The organism is Paraburkholderia sp. D1E (assembly GCF_052682275.1).
The window spans coordinates 6142159-6166603 of the sequence record NZ_JBQYMB010000001.1; the positions used below are offsets into that span (position 1 = coordinate 6142159).

At 62.3% G+C, this 24445-nt stretch carries 20 protein-coding genes; 9 read left to right on the top strand and 11 right to left on the bottom strand.

The window, feature by feature from the left end:
* Window positions 1–62 precede the first annotated feature (62 nt).
* Window positions 63–2405 carry a Tex family protein gene (locus ACUN0E_RS27750; RefSeq protein WP_445568603.1) on the bottom strand — a complete coding sequence of 781 codons (2343 nt, stop codon included), beginning with the start codon at window positions 2403–2405 and terminating at the stop codon, window positions 63–65.
* 334 nt (window positions 2406–2739) lie between these two features.
* Between ACUN0E_RS27750 and ACUN0E_RS27755 the strand changes: the two genes are divergently transcribed.
* The 3 genes from ACUN0E_RS27755 to ACUN0E_RS27765 all read left to right on the top strand — a co-directional run bounded on the left by ACUN0E_RS27755 (window position 2740) and on the right by ACUN0E_RS27765 (window position 6349).
* Entirely contained in the window at window positions 2740–3675 is a 936-nt protein-coding gene (locus ACUN0E_RS27755) for a hypothetical protein (protein ID WP_445568604.1), read from the top strand.
* Window positions 3676–3811: 136 nt separating this feature from the next.
* Complete coding sequence (locus ACUN0E_RS27760) at window positions 3812–4030, top strand: DUF465 domain-containing protein (RefSeq protein WP_074282971.1); 219 nt, start codon at window positions 3812–3814, stop codon at window positions 4028–4030.
* A gap of 63 nt (window positions 4031–4093) precedes the next feature.
* Entirely contained in the window at window positions 4094–6349 is a 2256-nt protein-coding gene (locus tag ACUN0E_RS27765; RefSeq protein ID WP_445568605.1) for an ATP-dependent DNA helicase, read from the top strand.
* Window positions 6350–6497: 148 nt separating this feature from the next.
* Here ACUN0E_RS27765 and ACUN0E_RS27770 read toward each other — a convergent pair whose 3' ends face one another.
* Window positions 6498–6764, bottom strand: a complete 267-nt coding sequence (locus ACUN0E_RS27770) for a hypothetical protein (RefSeq protein ID WP_445568606.1) — start codon at window positions 6762–6764, stop codon at window positions 6498–6500.
* 231 nt (window positions 6765–6995) lie between these two features.
* Entirely contained in the window at window positions 6996–8246 is a 1251-nt protein-coding gene (locus ACUN0E_RS27775) for a JmjC domain-containing protein (protein ID WP_445568607.1), read from the bottom strand.
* Window positions 8247–8278: 32 nt separating this feature from the next.
* Between ACUN0E_RS27775 and ACUN0E_RS27780 the strand changes: the two genes are divergently transcribed.
* Complete coding sequence (locus ACUN0E_RS27780) at window positions 8279–8821, top strand: FKBP-type peptidyl-prolyl cis-trans isomerase (protein WP_408227127.1); 543 nt, start codon at window positions 8279–8281, stop codon at window positions 8819–8821.
* Here ACUN0E_RS27780 and ACUN0E_RS27785 read toward each other — a convergent pair.
* From ACUN0E_RS27785 to ACUN0E_RS27800, 4 genes are all read right to left on the bottom strand, one after another.
* A complete protein-coding gene (locus ACUN0E_RS27785; protein WP_445568608.1) occupies window positions 8801–10165 on the bottom strand; it encodes a hypothetical protein in 1365 nt (454 codons plus the stop codon). The genes ACUN0E_RS27780 and ACUN0E_RS27785 overlap by 21 nt on opposite strands.
* On the bottom strand, window positions 10152–12839 hold the full coding sequence (gene mutS / locus ACUN0E_RS27790) for a DNA mismatch repair protein MutS (protein WP_445568609.1): 2688 nt from the start codon (window positions 12837–12839) through the stop codon (window positions 10152–10154). The genes ACUN0E_RS27785 and mutS overlap by 14 nt, the downstream gene beginning before the upstream one ends.
* 148 nt (window positions 12840–12987) lie before the next feature.
* Entirely contained in the window at window positions 12988–14286 is a 1299-nt protein-coding gene (lplT, locus tag ACUN0E_RS27795; protein ID WP_445568610.1) for a lysophospholipid transporter LplT, read from the bottom strand.
* 227 nt (window positions 14287–14513) lie between these two features.
* Window positions 14514–15317 carry an inositol monophosphatase family protein gene (locus tag ACUN0E_RS27800; protein ID WP_408223806.1) on the bottom strand — a complete coding sequence of 268 codons (804 nt, stop codon included), beginning with the start codon at window positions 15315–15317 and terminating at the stop codon, window positions 14514–14516.
* 364 nt (window positions 15318–15681) lie between these two features.
* On the opposite strand from ACUN0E_RS27800, the gene ACUN0E_RS27805 reads away from it, so the two are divergent.
* Both ACUN0E_RS27805 and cysE read left to right on the top strand, forming a co-directional pair.
* Window positions 15682–16506: an RNA methyltransferase gene (locus ACUN0E_RS27805; RefSeq protein ID WP_445568611.1), complete on the top strand. Its 825-nt coding sequence runs from the start codon at window positions 15682–15684 to the stop codon at window positions 16504–16506.
* A 193-nt stretch (window positions 16507–16699) separates the two neighbouring features.
* On the top strand, window positions 16700–17521 hold the full coding sequence (gene cysE, locus ACUN0E_RS27810; protein WP_445568612.1) for a serine O-acetyltransferase: 822 nt from the start codon (window positions 16700–16702) through the stop codon (window positions 17519–17521).
* 47 nt (window positions 17522–17568) lie between these two features.
* Here cysE and ACUN0E_RS27815 read toward each other — a convergent pair whose 3' ends face one another.
* From ACUN0E_RS27815 to ACUN0E_RS27830, 4 genes are all read right to left on the bottom strand, one after another.
* A complete protein-coding gene (locus tag ACUN0E_RS27815; protein ID WP_445568613.1) occupies window positions 17569–18366 on the bottom strand; it encodes a UDP-2,3-diacylglucosamine diphosphatase in 798 nt (265 codons plus the stop codon).
* 47 nt (window positions 18367–18413) lie between these two features.
* The gene (locus tag ACUN0E_RS27820) at window positions 18414–18908 is read right to left on the bottom strand and encodes a peptidylprolyl isomerase (protein WP_445568614.1); all 495 of its coding nucleotides are present in this window, start codon (window positions 18906–18908) and stop codon (window positions 18414–18416) included.
* A 143-nt stretch (window positions 18909–19051) separates the two neighbouring features.
* Window positions 19052–19633 (bottom strand): peptidylprolyl isomerase, encoded by a 582-nt coding sequence (locus ACUN0E_RS27825; protein ID WP_408223791.1) that lies wholly within the window; start codon window positions 19631–19633, stop codon window positions 19052–19054.
* A gap of 49 nt (window positions 19634–19682) precedes the next feature.
* A complete protein-coding gene (locus ACUN0E_RS27830) occupies window positions 19683–20411 on the bottom strand; it encodes a tetratricopeptide repeat protein (protein ID WP_445568615.1) in 729 nt (242 codons plus the stop codon).
* Between the two features lie 245 nt (window positions 20412–20656).
* On the opposite strand from ACUN0E_RS27830, the gene cysS reads away from it, so the two are divergent.
* The 3 genes from cysS (at window position 20657) to ACUN0E_RS27845 (ending at window position 24417) form a co-directional block, all read left to right on the top strand.
* Window positions 20657–22054, top strand: a complete 1398-nt coding sequence (gene cysS, locus ACUN0E_RS27835; protein ID WP_445568616.1) for a cysteine--tRNA ligase — start codon at window positions 20657–20659, stop codon at window positions 22052–22054.
* A 47-nt stretch (window positions 22055–22101) separates the two neighbouring features.
* A complete protein-coding gene (locus tag ACUN0E_RS27840) occupies window positions 22102–23175 on the top strand; it encodes a DNA-3-methyladenine glycosylase family protein (RefSeq protein ID WP_445568617.1) in 1074 nt (357 codons plus the stop codon).
* Window positions 23176–23445: 270 nt separating this feature from the next.
* On the top strand, window positions 23446–24417 hold the full coding sequence (locus ACUN0E_RS27845) for an acetyl-CoA carboxylase carboxyltransferase subunit alpha (protein WP_074283028.1): 972 nt from the start codon (window positions 23446–23448) through the stop codon (window positions 24415–24417).
* Window positions 24418–24445: the final 28 nt, after the last annotated feature.

Below are 24445 nucleotides of genomic sequence, written 5' to 3' on the forward strand. Positions count from 1 at the left end.
TTTTTTGCCGCTCAGTCTCGTAAGCGTCAGCGCGTGAGTGAATCACGCGCTGACGCCGCCGCTTACTTCTGCTTGAGCTTTGCGAATGCAGCGGCCATTGCGCCGCCTGCTTCCGGTTCGCGCGAGCGCTGTTGCTGCGCACCGCGTCCACCGCCGCCGGAGCGGCCGTGATCCTGCTGGGCGCCGCCACCGCTACGCGGTGCTGCTGCTGCGCCGAACTCGTCGTCCAGACGCATGGTGAGCGCGATACGCTGGCGCTTCACGTCGACTTCCAGCACCTTCACCTTGACGATCTGGCCGGCTTTGACGACTTCGTGCGGGTCTTTGATGAATTTGGTCGACATGGCCGACACGTGCACCAGACCGTCCTGGTGCACGCCGATGTCGATGAACGCGCCGAAGGCCGCCACGTTCGTCACGACGCCTTCGAGCACCATGCCCGGCATCAGATCACTGACCTTCTCGACGCCTTCACGGAAGGTCGCGGTCTTGAACTCGGGGCGCGGGTCGCGGCCCGGCTTTTCGAGTTCCAGCAGAATATCGCGCACGGTCGGCAGGCCGAAACGGTCGTCGACGAATTCCGCCGGCGACAGGCCGCGCAGCGCGTCGCGATTGCCGAGCACTTCGCCGACATGCTTGCTGATCTTCGCGAGCATGCGTTCCACGACCGGATACGCTTCAGGGTGAACCGACGAACGATCGAGCGGGTTTTCACCGTTGTTGATGCGCAGGAACCCGGCGGCCTGCTCGAAGGTTTTGTCGCCCAGGCGCGGCACCTTGCGTAGATGCTCGCGCGACAGGAACGGGCCGTTTGCATCGCGATAGTCGACAATGTTGCGAGCCAGCGTGGCGTTCAGACCCGACACGCGCGCCAGCAACGCGACCGATGCCGTATTGGCATCCACACCGACCGCGTTCACGCAATCCTCGACCACTGCGTCGAGCGAGCGGGCCAGTTCGCGCTGATTCACGTCGTGCTGGTATTGGCCGACGCCGATCGCCTTCGGGTCGATCTTGACCAGTTCCGCGAGCGGATCCTGCAGACGGCGCGCAATCGATACGGCGCCGCGCAGCGACACGTCCATGTCCGGGAATTCCTTCGCCGCGAGTTCAGAGGCCGAGTACACCGACGCGCCGGCTTCGGACACGACGATTTTCTGCATCTTGAACTCCGGATGACGCGCGATCAGCTCGCTCGCCAGCTTGTCCGTTTCGCGCGACGCCGTGCCGTTGCCGATGCTGATCAATTCCGCTTGCGTCTGTGCACAGATGCGCGCGAGCTTGGCGAGTGAGCCGTCCCAGTCGCGGCGCGGCTCGTGCGGATAAATCACGTCGGTGGCGAGCACCTTGCCGGTCCGATCGACCACCGCGACTTTCACACCGGTGCGCATACCCGGATCGAGACCGATTACGGCCTTCGGGCCCGCCGGCGCGGCCAGCAGCAAGTCCTTCAGGTTGCGCGCGAACACGCGAATCGCTTCGTGTTCGGCTTCGTCGCGCAGATTGGTGAGCAGTTCGTTTTCGATGTGCGGCTGCACCTTCACGCGCCAGCACCAGCGGCACACGTCTGAGAGCCACTTGTCGCCCGGGCGGTTCTGATTGGCGATACCGAAGTGGCGGGCGATCAACGCTTCGCCCGGATGCGGCACCTGCGCGTCGAGTTCTTCGCCGAGGCCCAGCTTGACCGTCAGCACGCCCGCATTGCGGCCGCGGAACAGGGCCAGCGCGCGATGCGACGGCACCGTCCTGATGGTTTCCGCGTAGTCGTAGTAGTCGCGGAATTTCTCTTCTTCCGCGTTTTCCTTGCCTTCGACCACTTTCGACGACACCACGCCCTGGTTGAACAGGTAGTCGCGCAGCTTGCCGAGCAGATCCGCGGTTTCGCCGAACTGTTCGGAGAGGATGTCGCGCGCGCCGTCGAGCGCGGCCTTGATGTCGGCGACACCTGTCTCGGCGTCGACGTAGGCAGCGGCTTCGGTTTGCGGATCGAGCAGGGGATTGGCCAGCAGGGCGTCAGCGAGCGGCTGCAGGCCGGCTTCGCGGGCGATCTGCGCGCGCGTGCGGCGCTTGGGCTTGTACGGGAGATACAGGTCTTCCAGTACCTGCTTGCTGTCGGCGCCTTCGATCGCGGCACGCAGCTCGTCGGTGAGCTTGCCCTGTTCGTCGATGCTCGCGATGATCGTGGCACGCCGGTCTTCCAGCTCGCGCAGGTACAGCAGGCGTTCCTCGAGATTACGCAGTTGCGTGTCGTCGAGATTGTCGGTCACTTCCTTCCGGTAGCGGGCGATGAACGGAACAGTCGCTCCTTCGTCGAGAAGTTGCACCGCGGCCGCGACCTGGCGCGGCTGGACGGACAGTTCGGCGGCGATGCGCTGTACGATCTTGAGTGCTACGGTTTCCGTCATAAGGTCTTGGTGTTCCTGCTACTCAATCAAAGGTCGCGCGGTAACGGCACACGTTGGGCACGTCGACCCACGCTGGGCGTGCGCGCTGCGACCAGGTTGCTGGAGCGGGGCATTTTGCCATAAATGCCAAAGGGCTCAACCGCGGGGTGATAGAATTTCAGGCATGTTCCGTTGACCATTTACGACGTTGCCAACCTCCTTGTCCCTCAACCGCTTGGTCTCTCGCTTGTCACAATTGCCGTCTTTTCTGTCGCTGAATGTGTCGCGATCGTCGCTTACGTCGCGCATATCGGCGTCGCGGTCCGTGTTCAGGTCAGCGTTTCCGTCCAATGGAATGTTTTTCGCTGCGTGCGTGATGGCGGCTTCGCTGGTCGTGTCCGCACCGGCCGTGGCGCAATCCGCAGCGCCGCTCGAGACCGCCAGCAGTCTCGCTCCAGCAGCCGCTTCGGGGGCTCACGCAGCAAGCGCGGCGGGAGCAACGGGCGCCACGAGTGTCACGGGCGGGGACACAGCCGGCAGCGCAGAGAATGCGGATAACACGGCATCGCTTGACAGCGCATTCGACGCGCGGCAGAAAGTCCTGGATCAGCGCACCGAGGAAAACAACTACCGTTATGCGGTTGCCGAACACGATTGCTACAGTACGTTCTTCGTCAACCACTGTCTGAACAAGGCGCGCGACAGCATGCGCTCGGCGCAGGCCGACATTCGCAAGGAACAGCTCGCGCTCGACGGCGAACAGCGTGTCCAGCGTGCTCGCCAGCGTGACGAGCAGGCAGCGCTCAAACGCGCGCAAGACGAAGCGAGTGCGCCGCAACGCGCCGCCGACGACGCGCGCAACGCGCAAGCCTACGAAGACAAGCAGCGCCAGCACCAGCTCGACCAGGCGCAGCGCGCAGCCGAGGCGCCCCAACGTAACGCCAACGCGCAAGCCTATCAGCAGAAGTTGCAACAGCACGCGCTGGATCAGGCGCAGCGCGGCGTCAGTCCGTCGCAGGCCGCAGCTAACCAGCAGGCTTACGACCAGAAACAGGGCGACTTCCAGCGCAAGCTCGATGAGGCACGTCAGCAGGGTGCGCAGAAGGCTCAGGAGCGCGTCGAAAAGCAGCAGACCTTTGAGAAGAAGCAGGCCGATGCGGCGCAGCATAAAGCCGACGTCGAAGCGCGTCAGAAGCAGGCGGCCGAGAAAGCCGAGCAGAAGCGTCAGGACCAGTTGAAACAGCAGCAGGAACTCGAAGAGCAGCAGAAGCAGCAACAGCAACAACAGTAGTCGCTGCGCTGTCTTTATCTCTCGTAGGGTTGCAGGAGCGGAGTATCGTAGTCGCTGTAATGCGTTTTAAGCCGGACAGCAACCTCCGGCACGGGCTGCATCACGCAGTCCGTGCCGCTTACGAGAGGAGGCGAGCATGCGCGATCAACATCACGTCATCACCACGGACACACTTCGCGACCGTATTCTGCAACTGGAATCGGAGCATAGTGGGCTCGATCGTTTGATCGACCGAATGTCGGATGAGCCCGGCATCGACGACTTCGAGTTGCAGCGCCTGAAAAAGCGCAAACTCAAAGTCAAGGACACCATCATCTTGCTGCAATTGCAGCTCGAACCGGACGCACGCGCCTGAGTTCGCGGCCTGGCAGGTGCCGGGTCGCGCCGCGCGCGCCGGACTTTGCAGGAAACGCTTGCCTTGAATTCACCGCTTGAACCTTCACCACATGTCACGGCGGGCGACGGCGCTCCGGCGGCCGGCACCCCGGCGCTGCGTCCTCCGGCGTCTGCGCTCTCCGCGTCACTGAACCCGCGCCGCGTCACTGAACTGGACGACATTTTCGCCGACAACGGCCTGCTCGCCCGTCAGATCGACGGCTATCGCTCGCGCGCGTCGCAGATCGAGATGTCGCGCGCGGTTGCGGCGGCCATGGAAGCGTCGGGTCGCGCAATGCCTGAACCCGCGATGTTCGAAGCGCAAAAGCGTCCGGCGCGACGTCTGCAATCGCCGGGCGCGGATGCATCGGCTGACACCGCTGAAAACGACGAATCGAATGGTCTCGACGGCAGCGAGAACACGCTGATCGTGGAAGCGGGTACCGGGACCGGCAAGACCTATGCGTATCTCGTGCCGGCCATGTTGTGGGGCGGCAAGGTGATCGTCTCCACCGGCACCAAGCATTTGCAGGATCAGCTCTTTCAGCGCGACATTCCGACGGTGCGCGACGCACTCGCTGTGCCGGTGTCGGTGGCAATGCTCAAGGGCCGCGCGAACTACCTGTGCCATTACTATCTGCAGCGCACTGCGGATAACGGCCGGCTGCCGTCACGCCAGGAAACTTCGTATTTGCAGGACATCATTCGCTTCGCCAAGATCACGCGCACCGGCGACAAGGCCGAACTCGCGAGCGTGCCGGAAACGGCGGCGGTGTGGTCGATGGTGACATCCACGCGTGAAAACTGTCTTGGCCAGGAGTGCCCGCATTACAAGGAGTGCTTTGTGATGCAGGCGCGTCGTGAGGCGCAGCAAGCCGACATTGTGGTGGTCAATCACCATCTGTTTTTCGCCGACATCATGTTGCGCGATACCGGCATGGCCGAATTGCTGCCTACGGCGAATACCATCATCTTCGACGAAGCGCATCAACTGCCGGAAACCGCGACACTGTTTTTCGGCGAGACGCTCTCTACCGCGCAGTTTCTCGAGCTCGCACGCGATTCCGTGGCAGAGGGTTTGGGTCACGCGCGCGAATCGGTCGATTGGGTGAAGCTCGGCTCGACGCTCGAACGCGCGGCGCGTGACGTGCGGCTCGCTTTCAAGGAAGACTCGGTGCGTTTGTCGATCGGCCAGTTGCCCGGCGATCATCCCTTATTCCCCGCGCTCGAAACGCTTGAAACCGAACTCGACGCACTGACTTCGGCGCTGGCTGGTCAGGCCGAGCGAGCCGAATCGATCGGCGCGTGTTTGCGCCGCGCGCGTGAGTTGCAAGGCGTGCTCGCGGGCTGGACGACACCACCCACCGAAACCGAGCGCGCAGCCGCAGATGCTGCCTCGGCGGACGGCAAGGCCGAGCGCGCCGATCCGAATGAAAAGGTGCGCTGGATCGAAGTTTTCGCGCATACGGTGCAGTTGCACGAAACGCCGCTGTCGGTCGCGCCGATCTTCGCGAAGCAGCGCGCCGGCGTGCCGCGCGCGTGGATTTTCACGTCGGCTACCTTGTCGGTGCGGGGCGACTTCACGCACTACGCGGCGCAGATGGGCCTGAACGCAAAGCGTTCGATGACGCTCCCAAGTCCTTTCGACTATCCGACGCAAGGGCTTCTGTACGTGCCGCGCAATTTGCCGCAGCCTTCGTCGCCGATGTTTACCGACGCCGTGTTCGACGCTGCGTTGCCCGCCATCGAAGCATCGGGCGGCGGCGTATTCATGCTGTGCACGACGTTGCGTGCAGTGGACCGCATCTCGGCCAAGTTGCGCGACACCATCGAAGCACGCGGCTGGAATTATCCGCTGCTCGTGCAGGGTGACGCGAGCCGCACCGAGTTGCTCGATCGCTTCCGTGCTTACGGCAATGCGATTCTGGTGGGCAGTCAGAGCTTCTGGGAAGGGGTGGACGTACGTGGCGATGCGCTTTCGCTGGTCGTGATCGACAAGCTGCCGTTTGCGCCGCCTGATGACCCGGTGTTGTCGGCGCGTCTGGATGCACTAACGAAGAAGGGATTGAGCCCGTTCGCGGTCCATCAGTTGCCGCAGGCTGTGATTACGCTCAAGCAGGGCGCAGGCCGTCTGATTCGCGCTGAGACCGATCGCGGCGTGCTGATGATCTGCGACACACGTCTCGTCGACAAACCGTATGGGCGCCGTATATGGCAGAGCCTGCCGCCATTCAAACGCACCCGCGAGATCGAAGTGGTGCGCGAGTTCTTCGAAGAGAGCGCGGCGCCAGCAGAATAAGTTATCCGATACACGCCGTTGCAAAAAAGCGGCGCTTAAATGACAAAACGCCACGGATGTGAATCCGTGGCGTTTTGCTTTACTGCCCGGAAAATCAGATCTGATTTTCCGGGCAGTTCTCGCCCAGAGGCGAACCCTATGCGACAGCTTACTGGCTTGCGCCCGAAGCCGGAGCAGCGGTAGCAGCGTCGCTTGCAGCAGCCGCCGCACCCGAAGCAGCGTCCGTAGCCGAAGCAGCAGCATCGCTCGCAGCAGCAGCACCCGAAGCAGCCGTAGCCGCATCCGAAGCTGCAGCAGCCGGTGCCGAAGCAGCAGCTGCGTCGCTAGCCGGGGCAGCGGCTTGATCGTTGCTCTTGTTGCATGCAGCCAGTGCTACAGCTGCCAACAGGGATGCTACGAGGAGGGATTTCTTCATGATCACGTCCTTTTATGGTTAAAGGTAAGCAACAGCGCAAAATAATACCGGTAATGTGCTCCAACACCGACCTGGGCCGCTGGTGGAGACGCTCTTTTGACGAGCTAGAATCTTCCCTACGGCTTGGGCGGAAATTATATGCACTTTCGTACTGACAATCCATAAATCCGGGGTCAATACGTTGTCTTTCTCATACAAAATTTCACAGTACGGTATAACAGGCAGGCAGAGTTACGCAAGCTCGCCCACTTGTATCCAGCCCGCACAATACCACTCGTGAAGCAGTGCTGTCACCGACGAATCGTGTGAGAGTGTTACAAAGCGTTTCGCACTCATACACCGATGATCAGCGAGGTCAAACAACCACTTTTTTGCGCCATCAAACGGCATTTCCTCTCCATTTACGAAGAAAAAACGGCGGTTGTACAACAAATTAGTCTTGCGATCCAGCCGAATGCCGGACTTCGACGCCTGAGTGATGAAACGGGCTTCATTGAGCGGCCGTTGCGGCGGATCAAAGACGACGCTCGGCTTCGGTTCGCTGAGGTACGTTCCAAGGAACGATGCAATGTCCTGCTCATTCCATTTAACTCGAGCAAGGATCGCGCCAACTCGTTCGATCAATGCGGCGGGCAGCTCTGCGGGACGTTCGACCGCGGGTTGTTGAGGGTCGCGATAAAGCGCTTCGGGCCGCGCAGTCGACTCGCCGCGTTCGGCCAGATGGTAAAGGAACTGCGCGGTCAACTCGCCCGCCGAGGGCGCGCGAAAACCGATCGAGCAGGTCATGCATTCGCCTTCGGCGACACCGTCATGGGCGATATGCGGCGGCAGGTACAACATGTCACCCGGCTCGAGCAACCATTCATCTTCCGATTCGAAATGCTGTAAAACTTTCAAAGGCAAACCCGGTTGGAGTGTCAGATCTTTCTGTGCACTGATCCGCCACCGGCGCTTGCCTTTTACTTGCAAAAGAAACACATCGTAGGAGTCGAAATGGGGGCCGACGCCGCCGCCATCGCTCGCATACGAAATCATCAGATCGTCCAGACGTGCGTCCGGCACAAAGCGGAAGCGGTCGAGCAACGCACGCGCGCGATCGTCGTAAAGGTCTACGCCTTGCACGAGCAAGGTCCAGGCGCGCTGCTTTACCGACGGCAGTTCATCAGGCGCGAACGGGCCGTGCTCCAGTTGCCATTTGTTGCGAAAGTGCGTGATCAGACGCGCTTCGACTTCGTCGTGGTCGGCCAGTTCGAAAAACTCATCGCGCGACAGCGGCGCCTCCACGTTCGGGATCGCCTGGCGGATCAGCAGTGGCTTTTTTTGCCAGTACCGGCGCATGAATTGCGCCGGTGTCAGATTGCCGAGCAACGGCGTAGGTGTGTCGGGCGAGGGCGGCAGGCCGGGGAGCGACGGCTTTGAAGCCGGCGAAGATTTCCGTGCCGAAGCTGCGTCGGCCGGGTGGTCAGTGGGCCGCTTGGGCATCGTATAATATGAGTTGTATTCTGGAGAATCGAATGAAAATCGCAAAGAACACCGTCGTGTCGGTCGCTTACAAGCTATCGGATGCGCAGGGCAATCTGATTGAAGAAAGCGACGAGCCGATGGTCTATCTGCACGGCGGCTATGATGGCACGTTCCCCAAGATCGAGGAAGAGCTCGACGGCCACGAGGCCGGCTTCGAGGCTCAGATCCAGCTTGAGCCGCAAGACGCATTCGGCGAGTACGACCCCGATCTCGTGAAGATCGAGCCGCGCGATCGCTTTCCGGAACCGCTCGAAGTCGGCATGCAATTCGAAGGCACGCCGGACGAAGGCGACGAGGATCTCGATTCGCTCGTCTATGTGGTGACCGACGTGGCAGAAGACAAAGTCGTGCTGGACGGCAACCATCCGCTCGCCGGCATGGCGTTGCGTTTCGCGCTGACAGTCAAGGACGTGCGTCCGGCTACTGAAGACGAAATCCAGCACGAACACGCGCATGGCGCCGACGGCCTCGAAGTCCTCGATGACGATGACGACGAAGCTGAAGACGACAAGTCAGGGCCCACGCTGCACTGAGCTTGCGGGCGTGCCGGGCGCGCTTGAAGAAGCACCCGGTGCGCGCGGTAAAACGGCGGAAGCGGGCGGGGAGGACATGGCGGGGCCATATTCGCCGTTGCCGTCGTCCGCCGGTCCGCGTTGCTGCTGGGCCGGTTGTGGCTGCCCGGGCGTTTGCAACATCGGCGGCACCTCGGAAGCGGGGCCTAACGCAGGCACGGCCGGCATCGAAGCCGCCGGCTCGTCGCGCGGCTGCAAAGATGGCGCCGTGGGCATTGGCATTTGCTTCGGCACATCGCGCACACTGACGCGGAACGGCGGTTTCTTACCGAGATCCGCTTCAATCTGAATCCACTGGTTAAGACGATCATGCGGCGCGAGTGCGATACGTGTGAGATTCGTTACCAGCATCCCCTTGTCATTGCGTAGTGGCTGATCGATCACGAAGCCGGCGCTTGCGCGTTCATCGTCGCAATGAATCACCAGCACGGGTCCGCGAAAAATCTGCGCGAGTTTGACAAGGCTGCGTTTGAACTCCAGAAAACCGTCGCGGCGCGTGTTGCGCGTAAAGCGCAGCCACGCGAAACGGTCAGGCCGTTCGTAGCGCTCCGGATCCGGATCACCCTGAATGAAGACGACAATCGCACGCGCGTCGCGGCGTTTCGCGTATTCGGCGGCGTGCTCGAGCCAGAATGCATTGGCGATCACGCGATCTTCGAACTCACCGTTACGGCCGCCCGCAGTCAGGTAATGATTGTTCGGGCTTGGTGCGTTCAGACCGACGAACACGGTATCGCCGACTTGCCAGCGCACGTTTTCCCGGAACGGTCGAAAGCGCGACACTTCGCTCTCGCGCGTCAATGCAATCGGGTTCTGCCCCATCGACGTGGAGTCGGTGAAGAGGGTTTGGCGCAGTTGGTCGAGCCGCTCGACCGGGTCGAAGCCGCCGGCCTCAGCCGTGCCGCAGTCGGCCCAGTCGTGCTGGCCCGGAATAAAGAAGAGGGCGGGTCGTGACGTTTCGAGCAGCGCGTGGCGCCGTTCGTATAACGCATCGCGGCAGGCTTCTTTCGCGCCCTTCAGATTACCGTCGTAGACGATGAACGATACTTCGCGATCGCGGCTGATTGCTTCGATCAGGCGTTGCGTGGGCGCTTCGTCGGCAAGGCTTTGCATCGTGTTGGCGATGACCGCGAAGGCATAGCGCGGCGTTTCGGCATGCACGAGCGGAGCAAACACCACAAGCGGCACCAGTGCCACCAGCGGCACCAGCGGCACGAGGCCGCTCCTGAGGGTGAGAGCAATGGTCAGCGCCGCGCAAAGTTTGCGCGGGCGCTGCGAGGGCCTGTGTGCGTCAATGATCTGCATCCGGCGCGGCGGCCAGCTCGTGCAGTTCGTACAGCAGGTCGAGCGCTTCGCGCGGCCGCAGATCGTTCGGATCGATTGCGCGCAGCCGTTCGACGAGCGCCTGCATGGCTGGCGACCCCGCCGCTGAGCCGCGCTTATCGTTGCGTTCGTCGTCGGCATCTTCGACCAGCATGGGCAGGGGTGCTGCGAACAGATCGAGTTGTGGTGCGGGTTGCGCCGCCGATTGCTGTTCGAGATGCGCGAGATGCTTGCGGGCTGCGCGAATCACCGCGTTCGGCACACCGGCCAGTTGCGCGACCTGCAAACCGTAGCTCTGATTCGCCGGACCTTCACTGACCGCATGCAGGAACACGATGCCGTGCCCGTGCTCGACTGCCGAAAGATGCACATTGGCCGCGTGTGGAAACTCGGCGGGCAACTGCGTCAATTCGAAGTAGTGCGTGGCGAACAGCGTATGACAGCCGTTGTGCGAGAGCAGATGCCGCGCGATGGCCCAAGCCAGCGCAAGGCCGTCGAACGTCGACGTGCCGCGCCCGATCTCGTCCATTAGCACGAGACTTTGCGGTGTCGCGTCGTTCAGGATCGCGGCTGCTTCCGTCATCTCCACCATGAAGGTCGAGCGGCCACCGGCCAGATCGTCCGCTGCGCCGATTCGCGTGAAGATGCGATCGATCGGACCGAATGCCGCGCGCCGTGCCGGCACATAGCTGCCGACGTACGCCAGCAGTGCGATCAGCGCGGTCTGCCGCATGAAGGTCGATTTACCGCCCATGTTCGGGCCGGTGACCAGCAGCAGTTTGCGCTCGGGTGTGAGCGTGCAGTCGTTTGCGATGAATTGCTCGACCTGCGCTTCGACAACCGGATGCCGCCCCTGTTCGATTTCGATGCCGGTCTCCGGCGAAAACGTCGGTGCGACCCAATCGAGTGCGCGGGCGCGTTCGGCGAAGGCGGCTAGCAGATCGAGTTCGGCGAGCGCCGCGGCGACCCGCTGGCAGTCCGGAATGAAGGGCAGCAGCGCTTGCAGCAACGCGTCGTAAAGCGAGCGTTCGCGAGCCAGCGCGCGTTCCTGCGCGGACAGCGCCTTGTCTTCGAAAGTCTTCAGTTCCGGCGTGATGTAACGCTCGGCGTTTTTCAGTGTCTGACGGCGGCGGTAGTCGTCCGGCACCTTGTCAGTCTGGCCGCGCGTGACTTCGATATAGAAGCCGTGCACCTTGTTGTACTCGACGCGCAGATTGCCGATACCGGTGCGCGCCCGTTCGCGCGTTTCGAGGTCGATCAGGAACTGCCCGCAGTTCTCCGAAATATCGCGCAATTCGTCGAGTTCCGCATCGTAGCCGCGCGCGATCACGCCGCCGTCGCGCACCATGGCAGATGGCTCTTGCGCGACCGCGCGCTTGAGCAGTTCGACGCACGCTTGCGGCGGTTCCAGCGACGCGTCGATACGCGCCAGCGAATCCGCATTGGACGAAACGGCCGCGAGTTGCGTGCGCAGTTCCGGCAAAGCAATGAACGTATCGCGCAGACTCGACAGATCGCGGGGCCGCGCCGACAGCAGCGCCAGACGCCCGGTAATCCGTTCGATATCGGAGATCTGCCGCAATGCGCCGCGGAGCGTGTCGACGCCTGTGCCCGGCGGCGCGTCGAGCAATGCGCCGATGGCCTGCTGACGTGCTTGCGCCACGGTGGCTTCGCGCGGCGGATGATGTAACCAGTGGCGCAGCAGACGACTGCCCATGGTCGTGCAACAGGTGTCGAGCAGCGAACACAGCGTGGGCGATTCGGTGCCGCGCAGCGTTTCCGTGAGTTCAAGATTGCGACGCGTGGCGGGGTCGAGCCCGATATATTCGGACTCGTATTCGACCTTCAGGCTGCGCACGTGACGCAATTGCTGGCCTTGCGTGGCCGCCGCGTACAGCAGCAGCGCACCCGCCGCGCCGCATGCCGCCGTCAGCGAATGCGCGCCGAAACCGTCGAGACCAGCGACTTCCAGCTGATCGCACAGACGCTGCGTGCCCGAAGTGATATCGAAGTGCCAGATCGGCACACGGGTGAGGGCGCCTGCGTTGACGGGCGGCGTCCAGCTCGCGGAGTCGGCGGGTGTATCTGCCACCAGAATTTCCGCGGGACGAATCCGTTCGAGCGCGGCGGCCACCTGGTCGGGTGCAACTTCGGCGAGGCGCAACGCGCCGCTCGCCAGATTCAGCCACGCGAGTCCCACGCCCGTTGCGACGCCGCGGCGGTTATGCCCGACGCACAGCGCCATCAGGTAGACATCGTTCTTATCGGACAGGAGCGCTGCATCCGTCAGCGTGCCGGGCGTGACCACACGCATTACCTTGCGCTCGACGGGGCCTTTCGACGTAGCCGGGTCGCCGATCTGTTCGCAAATCGCAACGGATTCGCCGAGCTTCACCAGCTTGGCCAGATACTGCTCGACCGCGTGATACGGTACACCCGCCATCTTGATTGGATTGCCCGCCGACGCGCCGCGCTGCGTAAGCGTTAAATCGAGCAGGCGCGAGGCTTTTTCCGCATCTTCGAAAAAGAGCTCGTAGAAGTCGCCCATCCGGTAGAACACGAGCGTGCCCGGATGATCCGCCTTGATGCGCAGGTACTGCTGCATCATTGGCGTGTGGGGTGCGACGTCATTGGCCGCTGCGGTTTGAATGCCCATCCTTGGTGTCTTTTTGCGTTAGCTGTTCAGGGCGTGAGTTTAACCTGCCGGGGCGGCGAGCGGACCCTGGCCGGACGGCTAATCCGCAAAGCAGTTCGCATGCCGCGCGGCAAATTCTCGCGCCAGCCGGGCGACGCGCGCCACGTCGTCATTCTTCCAGGAGCGCGCGCATATCCATCGTGCGCTCGTTCACGGCACTGCGCCGTTTTGCGAGCCACATCATGAACGTGATGAAACTGCCGAACACGACGATGATCCATTGCGCCGGCATCTTCGCCGTCAGGAGTATCGCGTAGACGCCGAGCATCAGCAGCACGGCCAGATTCTGGTTGAAATTCTGCACCGCGATCGAATGGCCCGCGGAGAGCAGCGTTGCGCCGCGATGCTGAAGAATCGCGTTCATCGGCACGATAAAAAAGCCGGACAGCGCGCCGAGCAGGATCATCAAAGGATAGGCGAGCAGGATATAGATCGGCAGGACATACGAGCCGATACGAAAGCCGGCGCCTGCCGGAAACAGATCCTTGTTGTAGAACGCCACGGCGATCGCTACCGCGCCGGTGAGGATGCCGATTGGCAGCACGCGCAGCGAGTTGCGCAACGGAATCAGCGCGGCCGCGGCAGTCGCGCCGACGGCAATGCCGAGACCCGTGACGCCTTGCATCACGGCGGCCTTCGAGAGCGACAAGCCGAGGTTCACGTTCGCCCATTTGAGCACCAGCAATTGCAGCGTGACCGCGCCGCCCCACATCAGCGTCGTGACCCACAGCGCGATCTGCGCGAGCTTGTCGGCCCACAGCACGTTAAAGCAATGATAGAAATCGCCGACCAGTTTCTTCGGCTCGGTCAACCGGTTCGGATAACGTGCGCCGGTGTCGGGAATGAAGATGTTGATCGCGGCCGCGATGGCATACGTGACCATCACCGCGAACATGGCCAGATCGGCGGAGGAGCGGATCAGCGGCAAATGTGCATGCGCGACGAATTTATCGGCCAGGGTACTGATCAGCGCGCCGCCGACCATCGTGCCGACAATCGTCGACAGGACGGTGGCCGATTCGAGCCACGCATTCGCCTTGACGAGTTTTTCCGCCGGCAGGAGCTCGGTGAGAATGCCGTATTTGGCCGGCGAATACGCGGCCGCGCCAAAGCCGACCACGCCGTACGCGATCATCGGGTGGACGCCGGCGATCATCATCAGGCAGCCGCTCGCCTTGAGCGCGTTAGAGACGAACATGACGTGCCGCTTTTGCATCGCGTCGGCGAACGCGCCGACGAAGGGGGCGAGCAGCACGTAGGAAACGGTGAAGAAAATCTGCAGCAGCGGCGTGACCCAGGCAGCCGAACGGATCACCGATAGCAAGGCGATGGCGGCGATCAGCAATGCATTGTCCGCGAGCGACGAAATGAACTGCGCCGCGATGATTGTGTAGAAGCCTTTTTTCATGAAGCGGATCGGAAGCTGCGCGGAAGTCTGGCGCGAAGCAGAGCGCTGCGAAACACGCGCGAAACGCAGCCGGCAATGAAGCATGCCGGCGCGGCCTCCCGCTTTGTAGCACGAACGCCTGCCGGATGCAGGCGCGCCAACGGAAAAGCGGCCGAAGCCGCTTTTCCGTGTTGCCGATGCCAGCGCCGAGCCGGCCGGACGACGGGCCTGGACCCGGGGCCGGTACCTTAAGCCGCTTGCTGACGCGTGCGGCTATAGCGCGACAGGATCGGGATCATCTGCGCGTAGACCTTCGGATTGCCCACGACGATTTCGCCAACGTGCAGGAAATCCGAGTCCCCCGTGTAATTGCCGACCAGACCGCCGGCTTCCGTGATCAGCAGGCTGCCTGCGGCGACGTCCCACGGGTTCAGACCTTGCTCGAAAAAGCCGTCCATACGGCCAGCAGCGACGTTCGCCAGATCGAGCGCGGCTGCGCCCGGACGGCGCAGGCCGGCGCAGGCTTCGGTCATTTCAGCGAACTGGCGGCCGTATGCTTCGAGACCGTCCTTTTCGCGGAACGGGAAGCCGGTGCCGATCAGGCCGTCAGCGAGGCGGTCGCGCTTGGCGACGCGAATGCGGCGGTCGTTCAGGAACGCACCGCGACCGCGCGAGGCGGTGAACAGGTCGTTACGGGTCGGATCGTAGACCACGGCCTGCGTCACGATGCCCTTATGGGCGAGCGCGATCGACACACAGTAGTACGGAAAACCGTGGATGAAATTGGTGGTGCCGTCGAGCGGATCGATGATCCACTGATATTCGGACTCGTTGTCCGATTTGCCGGATTCTTCGGCGAGGATGGCGTGATCGGGGTAGGCGGTCTTGAGCGTATCGATGATCGCCGCTTCAGACGCTTTGTCGACTTCCGTGACGAAATCGTTGTGCTGTTTCTTGCTGACCTGGAGGAGATCGAGGTCAAGCGACGCGCGGGTGATGATCTGGGCTGCGCGGCGCGCGGCCTTCACAGCGATATTGAGCATGGGATGCATGAGACTGGATCCTTGTGCCGGGGCAGCACGGCTGCTTACCGGTAAATAAGCGCGGGATGAGCGCTAATTGAGCGCCATCAAGGGGCGCGGAAACAGCACGGAACGCACGTCCGATAAGGACTGGTGCGCATTCCGCCGACGGAGACGAATTGAATAAGAACGAGGCGCCGGACTTTTCGTAGGTGATAAGCCGGACGCGAATATTGGTATTTTACCTGAGTCCGGGCGCCGCGGCAGCGCTTGCTGCCCGGCACGCGGGACGACGGCCGATTTGGCGCGCGTTTTGTACGGTCGGCACGCAGAATTCGGAGCCGATGCGGGGTTGGCGCTACCATAAGCGTTCTTTAGCTTGCCGAATTCCTCCGTGGACCACACCCACCATTCTTCCGATCCCGCCGTGGCCGAGCTGCGCGGCGGTTTTACATCGACACGCTTCGTACTCGTCGAGCCCAGCCATCCCGGCAACGTCGGCGCCGCGGCGCGGGCGCTGAAAACCATGGGCTTCTCGCGCCTCGTACTGGTGTCGCCACGTGTGCCGCACGTGCAAAGCGATCCGGAAGCCATTGCCATGGCGAGCGGCGCGGACGACGTGCTGGCCTCCGCGCATGTCGTCCCGACGCTTGCCGATGCGTTGAGCGGCGTGCATTGGTCGATCGCGCTGACTGCACGGTTGCGCGAGTACGGGCCGCCGCAATGGACGCCACGTGCCGCGGCCGGCACCGCGTGTGAGCATGCAGCGCATGGAGAGATCGCGCTGGTGTTCGGCAACGAGCGCACAGGTTTGTCGAATGAGGATGTCGAGCGTTGTAGCGCGCTCGCTCATATTCCGGCCAATCCGGCCTATAGTTCGCTCAATCTGGCGCAGGCCGTGCAGGTGCTGGCGTATGAATTGCGCACGGCGTATCTGTCCGCTGGCGACGCACCGGCCTTGGCGCCCGCGCCGCTTCAAGCCGGCGCAGTAGCGGGCGAGCCGGTCGGCGCGCGGGCGGCAAGTGACGAGATCGAGAGCATGTACGCGCACCTGGAAAGTGCGCTGGTCGCGCTCGAATTTCTCGATCCGGCCAATCCAAAGAAGCTGATGTCGCGCTTGCGGCGCCTGTTCGCGCGTTCCGGTCTGGAGCGCGAGGAAGTGAATATCGTTCGCGGCATCGCCAAGCATATTTTGCTGAAGACCAAACCGCCGGGCTAGGACCCATCCAGCGCAGCACCCACCCCTAATCGACGACCTTGCCGGCAGCGTGGGCTTCCGGCAGATTTCGCGCAATCGTCCTACAATCGCTCGAAACGTTCTAAGCAAAGCTGCCGATCTGCTATGCGGCAAGCATCCGCCGCGCGTGGTGTTTCACGCAAGCGGTCTTTTCCCCCACGACACAGTCCCTGCCATGTTCACGAGACTTCGCGAAGACATCGCCACGATCCGCGAGCGCGATCCCGCCGCCCGCAGCGCCTGGGAAGTCCTCACGTGTTACCCGGGTCTGCACGCGCTCGTGCTGCACCGGCTCGCGCATGCATGCTGGCGGGCTAAACGCCGCTGGCTCGCGCGTTTCGTTTCGCAGATGGCGCGTTTCATGACCGGCATTGAAATCCATCCGGGCGCGACGCTGGGCCGCCGCGTATTCATCGATCACGGCATGGGCGTCGTGATTGGCGAGACGGCGCAAATCGGCGATGACTGCACGATCTACCAGGGTGTGACGCTCGGCGGCACGTCGCTCACGCGGGGCGCGAAGCGCCATCCGACGCTTGAGCGCGGCGTGATCGTCGGCGCGGGGGCGAAGGTGCTAGGCGGCTTCACGATCGGTGCGGACGCGAAGATCGGCTCGAATGCAGTGGTCACGAAGCCGGTGCCGACACGGGGCACGGCGGTGGGTAATCCGGCGCGGATCATCGTCCCGGCTGCTGCCGTAGCTTCAGCCGCGGCCTCCGACGGTGCCTCGCGCGATGTAAAACGTACGAGTGAAAGCAGCGCATTCTGTGCATACGGCATTACGCCGAATGCGGACGATCCGGTGTCGCTGGCGATTCACGGCCTGATCGATCACGCCGCCACACAATCGAAGCGTATCGACGAAATCGTCGACGCGCTGGAGCGGCTGGGAACAAGCCTCGAAGGGCTGCAAGGCGCCGATGCGGCGCTACTCGACTTGCGGCGCCTGTCGGCGGCGATTGCAGGAAAGGTTGAAGGGGCGGTGGCCGAGCGCTAATGTTTCGCGGAGACGATGCAAAAGAGCGGCGCTGGCGCGCGCGCCATTCAATCCAGCGGCAACGCCCGAATCCCTTCGGCATCGATCCGCAGATAACCGCCACGGCGCTCGCCGTGGTCGAGATCCCAATCGGGCAAAACCCAGCGCGTGCCGCCTGGTTCGCGATGTCGAGCCGGCCGATGCGTATGCCCATGGATGAGCGTGGCCGTTTTCGACGACTTGAATAGCGCTGCGACGCCCTTCGGCGTCACGTCGTACTTTGGCGAAACCGGACGCGAGCGGCCTTGCTCACTTTTCGAACGCATATTCTCCGCAAGCGCCTGACGCCAGCGAAACGGCCACGCGAGAAACAGCATCTGCGCAAAACGGCTGCGCGCAAAGCGCCGGAAACATTGATAGCCGCGATCCGCGGTGCAGAGGCCGTCACCATGCGCGAGCACGATACGTGTACCGAATGCGGTAATCACGAATGGATCGGGCAGCCAGATCGCGCCGGCCGCTTTCATGAAGCGCTTGCCGAGCAAAAAGTCGCGGTTGCCATGCATGATATAGAGCGCGATGCCGCGTTCCGACAGCGTATGCAGTAACGCCGCCATCCGCGCGACGAACGGCTCGACGAGCATGTCGTCGCCGATCCAGTACTCAAACAGATCGCCGAGAATGAAAACCGAATCCGCCTGCTCAGCGGTGACGCGAATGAAGTGCTCGAACGCGGCGACCGTGCGCGGAATCGCCTCGCTCAGATGAATGTCGGAGAGGAAAAAAAACGGGCGTGCGGCGTGCGGGCGTTTGCCCTCGCCAGGCACGCCCGCGGCGACGCTTCGCAGCGGCGTTTCTTGCAGCATTGAAGGTGCCTGATTTCAGTTCAAACGGGTTGGCCCTTGTCGGACGGTTATTCGACGATCACAGCTTTTTCGATCACGACGTCGTCAGCCGGCACGTCCTGATGGTGGCCCTTCGAACCTGTCTTGACCTTCTTGATCTTCTCGACGATGTCCATGCCTTCGGCCACCTTGCCGAACACAGCGTAGCCCCAGCCCTGCGGCGTCGGCGACGAGTGGTTCAGGAAGTCGTTGTCGTTCACGTTGATGAAGAATTGCGCGGTCGCCGAGTGCGGGTCGTTCGTGCGAGCCATCGCGATCGAGCCGTTGACGTTCTTCAGACCGTTGTTCGCTTCGTTAGCGATGGCTTCAGCCGTCGGCTTCTGCTTCATGCCGGGCTCGAAACCGCCGCCCTGGATCATGAAGCCGTCGATCACACGGTGGAACACGGTGTTGTCGTAGTGACCGGCCTTCACGTAGTTGAGGAAATTCTCAACCGACTTCGGCGCCTTTTCAGCGTCCAGTTCGAGTTTGATGACGCCGTGGTTCGTATGCAGTTCAACCATGATGGAATCCTTTGATGAACGGGGTGGGTAAAAGGCGCGGCCGCTCGTCACGTGATTACGATGACGACGGGCCGCGCCGGGGGGCGTAGATCTGGCGCTTGCGAATGCTTGCGCAGCCTGCTTTCGTGCTGCCTGTCGTTCTGTTACTTGCCGACAACCGTGGCCGATTCAATCACGACCGGCTTTTGCGGCACGTCGCTCATCGGGCCGCGTGTGGTGGTGGGCGTGCCTTCGATCTTCTTCACGACGTCCATACCGCTCGTGACCTTGCCGAACACCGCGTAGCCGTTGCCGTCCGGATTCGGATAGTCGAGGCCGGCGTTGTCCACCGTGTTGATGAAGAATTGAGCGGTGGCCGAATTCGGATCGCTGGTGCGCGCCATGGCGAGCGTGCCGGCGGCGTTCTTCAGACCGTTGCGGCTTTCGAGCGGAATCGGCGCGCGGGTGGGCTTCTCAGCGAAGCTCTGCGTATAACCGCCGCCCTGAATCATGAAGCCGCGAATCACGCGATGGAAAATCGTACCGCTGTACTGGCCGGACTTCACGTAGTCGAGGAAGTTGGCGACCGTCTTCGGCGCCTTCTCAGGATACAACTCGACGCGGATGTCGCCTTCCGTGGTCTTGAAGAGGACGGACGGATGCGCGGCCTGCGAACCGGACTGGGCAAACGCGGGGGCGTTTGCGATCAGGGCGGCGCTGCCGAGCGCCAACATCAACCATTTCATGAAAATCCTCAGGGTTGGAAAAAACGTGTTGCCGAAACCGGTGACGGTGTTAATTCGACGGCGCCATGTAGGGCGGCATGGCGAGCGAGCCATTTGCGCCGCCGAACTGGAAGCTCGGTGTCTGCGTCATGTCTGAGGTCGCGTGCGTGGCGCTGGCCTCGGCAGGCGCGGCGGCTTTTTTCGCCGGTGCAGCGCTCCTGGGTGGCGAGACGATCTTCTGGATGTCCGCGAGGCGCTGCGTGGTCGTGGCGCTTGCTTTGCCGAGGCTCTGCGCGCGACGGTATGCTTCGTTGGCCATACGCAGATACAGATCGCCGAGATTCTCGTACGCGAGACCGTAGCCCGGATTCACCTTGGTCGCCGTTTCTAGCGCGGCGCGTGCTTCGGCATAACGGCCGTGCTTCGCATAGAGCGCAGCCAGGTTGTTATACGGTTCGGGCAGTTCCGGATACAGTTCAGTGAGTTCGGTGAACGCGGTGATCGCCTCGTCGTCGCGATTCAGGTGGGCCAGCACGGTGCCGCGCTTGAACTTTGCTTGCGCGTCGTGCGGATTCGAGGCGATTCGCGCATCGAGCTGGGTGAGCGAGGCTTGCCAGTTTTTCTGCGCAATCGACGCGTCGATCTCCGGCGTGTTGTCACGCACGGCGGGGCCCTGCGGCATCGTGGCGGCTTTCTGCGCGAATGCGGCAGTACCCGGCAAGACCGTGAGGGCGACAGCGCAGAATGCCGTTGCGGCAAGGGTCGCAGCGCTGCGCGCGCGGCCGCTGGAAGGTTTCATAGGCTCGGGTCTGGATGTTATACTCCGACCCATTCTAACAAAAGGTCTGCGCGTTCCGTCGAACCGCAAACTGTCTTTTCGCCACTCGTGGTCGTCTCCGCCTTGATCGCAGTCTGATCGCCGCACCAGGTGCACCGATTTGCTGCTGTGCATGTTGCAGTACAGGACGCATCCGCCGTCGTCTCGCGGGGCGCCTCATGCACGAAACACATTGTGGATTTCGTTCGGCCCACGCACCGTTCTCTATGGAATCACTGCGCATCTACAACACGCTCGCGCGTGACAAGCAAACTTTCGTGCCGATGCAAGATGGCGTCGTGCGGATGTACGTCTGCGGGATGACCGTGTACGACTATTGTCACGTCGGTCATGCGCGGGTGATGGTCGTGTTCGACATCGTGCAACGGTGGTTGCGCACGCTCGGTTACGACGTGACCTACGTGCGCAACATCACGGACATTGATGACAAGATCATCCGGCGCGCAGTGGAGAACGGCGAAACGATCAAATCGTTGACCGACCGCTTCATCAAGGCGTTGCATGAAGACGCGGACGCACTCGGCATCGAGCGGCCCGATCTGGAGCCGCGCGCCACCGATTTCATTCCGCAGATGCTCGGCATGATCGAGAAGCTCCAGGCGAACGGCTACGCGTATCAGGCGAGCGACGGCGACGTGAACTATGCGGTGCGCAAGTTCGCGGGCTACGGCAAGCTGTCGGGCAAGTCGCTCGAAGATCTGCGCGCCGGTGAACGCGTCGCCGCGAACGACGCGAAGCAGGACCCGCTCGACTTCGTGCTGTGGAAGCAGGCGAAACCGGGCGAACCGGCGGACACCGGCTGGGAGTCGAAGTACGGGCGCGGCCGTCCTGGCTGGCATATCGAATGCTCGGCGATGGGCTGCACGTTGCTCGGCAATCACTTCGACATTCACGGCGGCGGACAGGACCTGCAGTTTCCGCACCACGAGAACGAGATTGCGCAGAGCGAAGCTGCGACCGGACAAACCTTCGTCAATTACTGGATGCACAACGGCTACGTGCAGATCGACAATGAGAAGATGTCGAAGTCGTTGAACAACTTCTTTACGATCCGCGAAGTATTGGCGCAGTACGATGCCGAAGTGGTACGGTTTTTTATCGCGCGTGCGCATTACCGTTCGCCGTTGAATTACAGCGATGTGCATATCGACGACGCTCGTAATGCCCTCGCACGTTTGTACACCGCGCTGAAAGACGTCACGCCGGACGGCGCGGAGCTTGACTGGAACGAAGCACATGCGCAGCGTTTCCACGCAGCAATGAACGACGACTTCAACACACCGGTTGCAGTGTCGGTGTTGTTCGAGTTGGCAACTGAAGTAAACCGCACGCGCGACCCCGTGCTGGCCCGTCAACTGCGCTCGCTTGGCGCTGTGATCGGGTTGCTCGGCCGAGAGCCGCGTGCATACCTGCAGCAGGCTGCGGGCGCAGCCGCTGAAGGCGCGCTCGACGCCGCCGCGATCGAAGCAAAGATCGCCGCGCGTGTGGCCGCCAAGCAGGCGAAAGACTATGCGGCAGCAGACCGGATCCGGGCAGAATTGCTCGAGGCCGGCGTTGCACTTGAAGACAAACCCGGCGGGTTGACCGAGTGGCGGCGCGTGTGAGCGCACCTCGACCTTCCCTTTGATCGACTCGCCAGGCAGGAGGCAGGATGGCAACGGCCACGAAGACGCCGGCTAAACGAGCCACGTCTCAAACAAACGCGGCAGCCGCGGCAAAGTCGACACGAACGTCGGCTCGTGCGGGCAGCAGCGCGGTAAAGAAAGCATCGGCGAAAGCCGCTGGGGTGGCCGCGAAGACAGGCGCGCGCGCAGCGGTGGGCTCGGCAACGACGGCAGTGAAGAAGGCCGCGGTCAAACGCGGGCTGAACGGTGCGTCGGCGCATGCGCCTGTTTCGACGCGCGCCAAGGCATCGCGTGCAAAAAGCAATGGCGCGTTGCCTGCCGAACTCGCCGGCGACGTGCAGGAACTCGCGCGCATTACGCACGAAGGGCACGAAGGCGAAGTCGTACGCAAGACGCGCGCGTCATCGAGTGCGGGCGGCGAAGCGGCGGGCGCTGCTGAGCTCGCTGTGCCGGTGCAGATCGGCGGCCTCACGCCTGAAGTTACCCGTCCGGCATATTGGGACAAGGCGTGCGCGGACCTCGTCAAGCGCGACCGGATTCTGAAGAAGCTGATTCCGAAGTTCGGCCCGGTGCATCTGCTGAGCCGTGGTGATCCGTTCGTCACGCTCGCGCGTTCGGTGGTCGGGCAGCAGATTTCGGTGGCGTCTGCGCAAGCAGTCTGGGCGAAAGTCGAAGCGGCGTGTCCGAAGCTCGTGCCGCAGCAGTTCATCAAGCTCGGTCAGGACAAGCTGACCGCGTGCGGGCTGTCCAGGCGCAAGGCGGAATACGTGCTCGATCTCGCGCAGCACTTCGTGTCGGGCGCATTGCACGTCGGCAAGTGGACCTCGATGGATGACGAGGCGGTAATCGCCGAACTTACGCAGATTCGCGGCATCGGCCGCTGGACCGCGGAAATGTTCCTGATCTTCAATCTGTCGCGCCCGGACGTGCTGCCACTCGACGATCTCGGCCTGATCCGGGCGATCAGCGTCAACTACTTTAGCGGCGAACCGGTTACGCGCAGCGAAGCGCGCGAGGTTGCGGCAAACTGGGAGCCATGGCGCACCGTCGCCACCTGGTATATGTGGCGTAGTCTCGATCCGTTGCCAGTCGATTACTAAGTACCCTCGAACCTGGGGCTTCGCCCCAGACGCTCCGAGGAGGCAATCCCCAATCCTCCAAGAGGAATGTCTTCGGGGTGGGGGCTCCCTGCGGGGCGGAAAACCTGGGGGCGACCCGGCGTTTTCTTGAGAAGAACAAGAGGCAATACAAGAGGCAATGTTGTTTTTGAAAAAACTATCAATTGTTAAAATTGATAGTTGCGAGATGGTTTTGACATCGGCGAGCGCGGTTAGAATACGCGCTGCCGGTAAGTCCAAGGATTACAACCAATGAAGACCACCTTTCTGGATTTCGAACAGCCGATCGCTGAACTCGAAGCGAAGATCGAAGAATTGCGCTTCGTGCAGGACGATTCGGCCGTCGATATTTCGGAAGAGATCGAGCGGCTGTCCAAGAAGAGTCAACAGCTCACCAAAGATCTGTACGCGAACCTCACCCCGTGGCAGGTTTCGCAAATCGCCCGACACCCCCAACGCCCGTACACGTTCGATTACGTGAGCGAGCTGTTTACCGATTTCCACGAGCTTCACGGCGACCGTAACTATGCGGACGACCTGTCGATCGTCGGCGGCCTCGCGCGTTTCAATGGCCAGGCTTGCATGGTGATCGGCCATCAGAAGGGCCGGGATACCAAGGAGCGCGCGCTGCGCAACTTCGGCATGCCGCGTCCGGAAGGCTATCGCAAAGCTGAACGCCTGATGCGTCTCGCCGAAAAGTTCGGCTTGCCGATCTTCACGTTCATCGATACGCCGGGTGCTTATCCGGGCATCGGCGCGGAAGAACGCGGCCAGTCGGAAGCGATCGGCCGCAATCTGTACGTCATGGCTGAACTCAAGACGCCGCTGATCGCCACGATCATCGGCGAAGGCGGTTCGGGCGGCGCGCTCGCGATTGCCGTCGGCGACAGCGTGCTGATGCTGCAGTTCTCGACCTATTCCGTGATCTCGCCGGAAGGTTGCGCGTCGATCCTGTGGAAGAGCGCCGCGAAAGCGCCGGAAGCAGCGGAAGCGCTCGGCCTGACCGCGCATCGCCTCAAGGCGCTCGGCCTGATCGACAAGATCGTCAACGAGCCGCTGGGTGGCGCGCATCGCGATCCGAAGGGCATGGCCGCGATGTTGCGCCGTGCGCTCGCCGACTCGCTGCGCCAGTTCCAGGGCATGAGCATCAACGACCTGCGTCAGCGCCGTTTCGAACGGCTGATGTCGTACGGCAAGTTCAAGGAAACGACGCCGGGTGCTTAAGCCCGCGCGCGTTCTCTTTTGTCCTTCA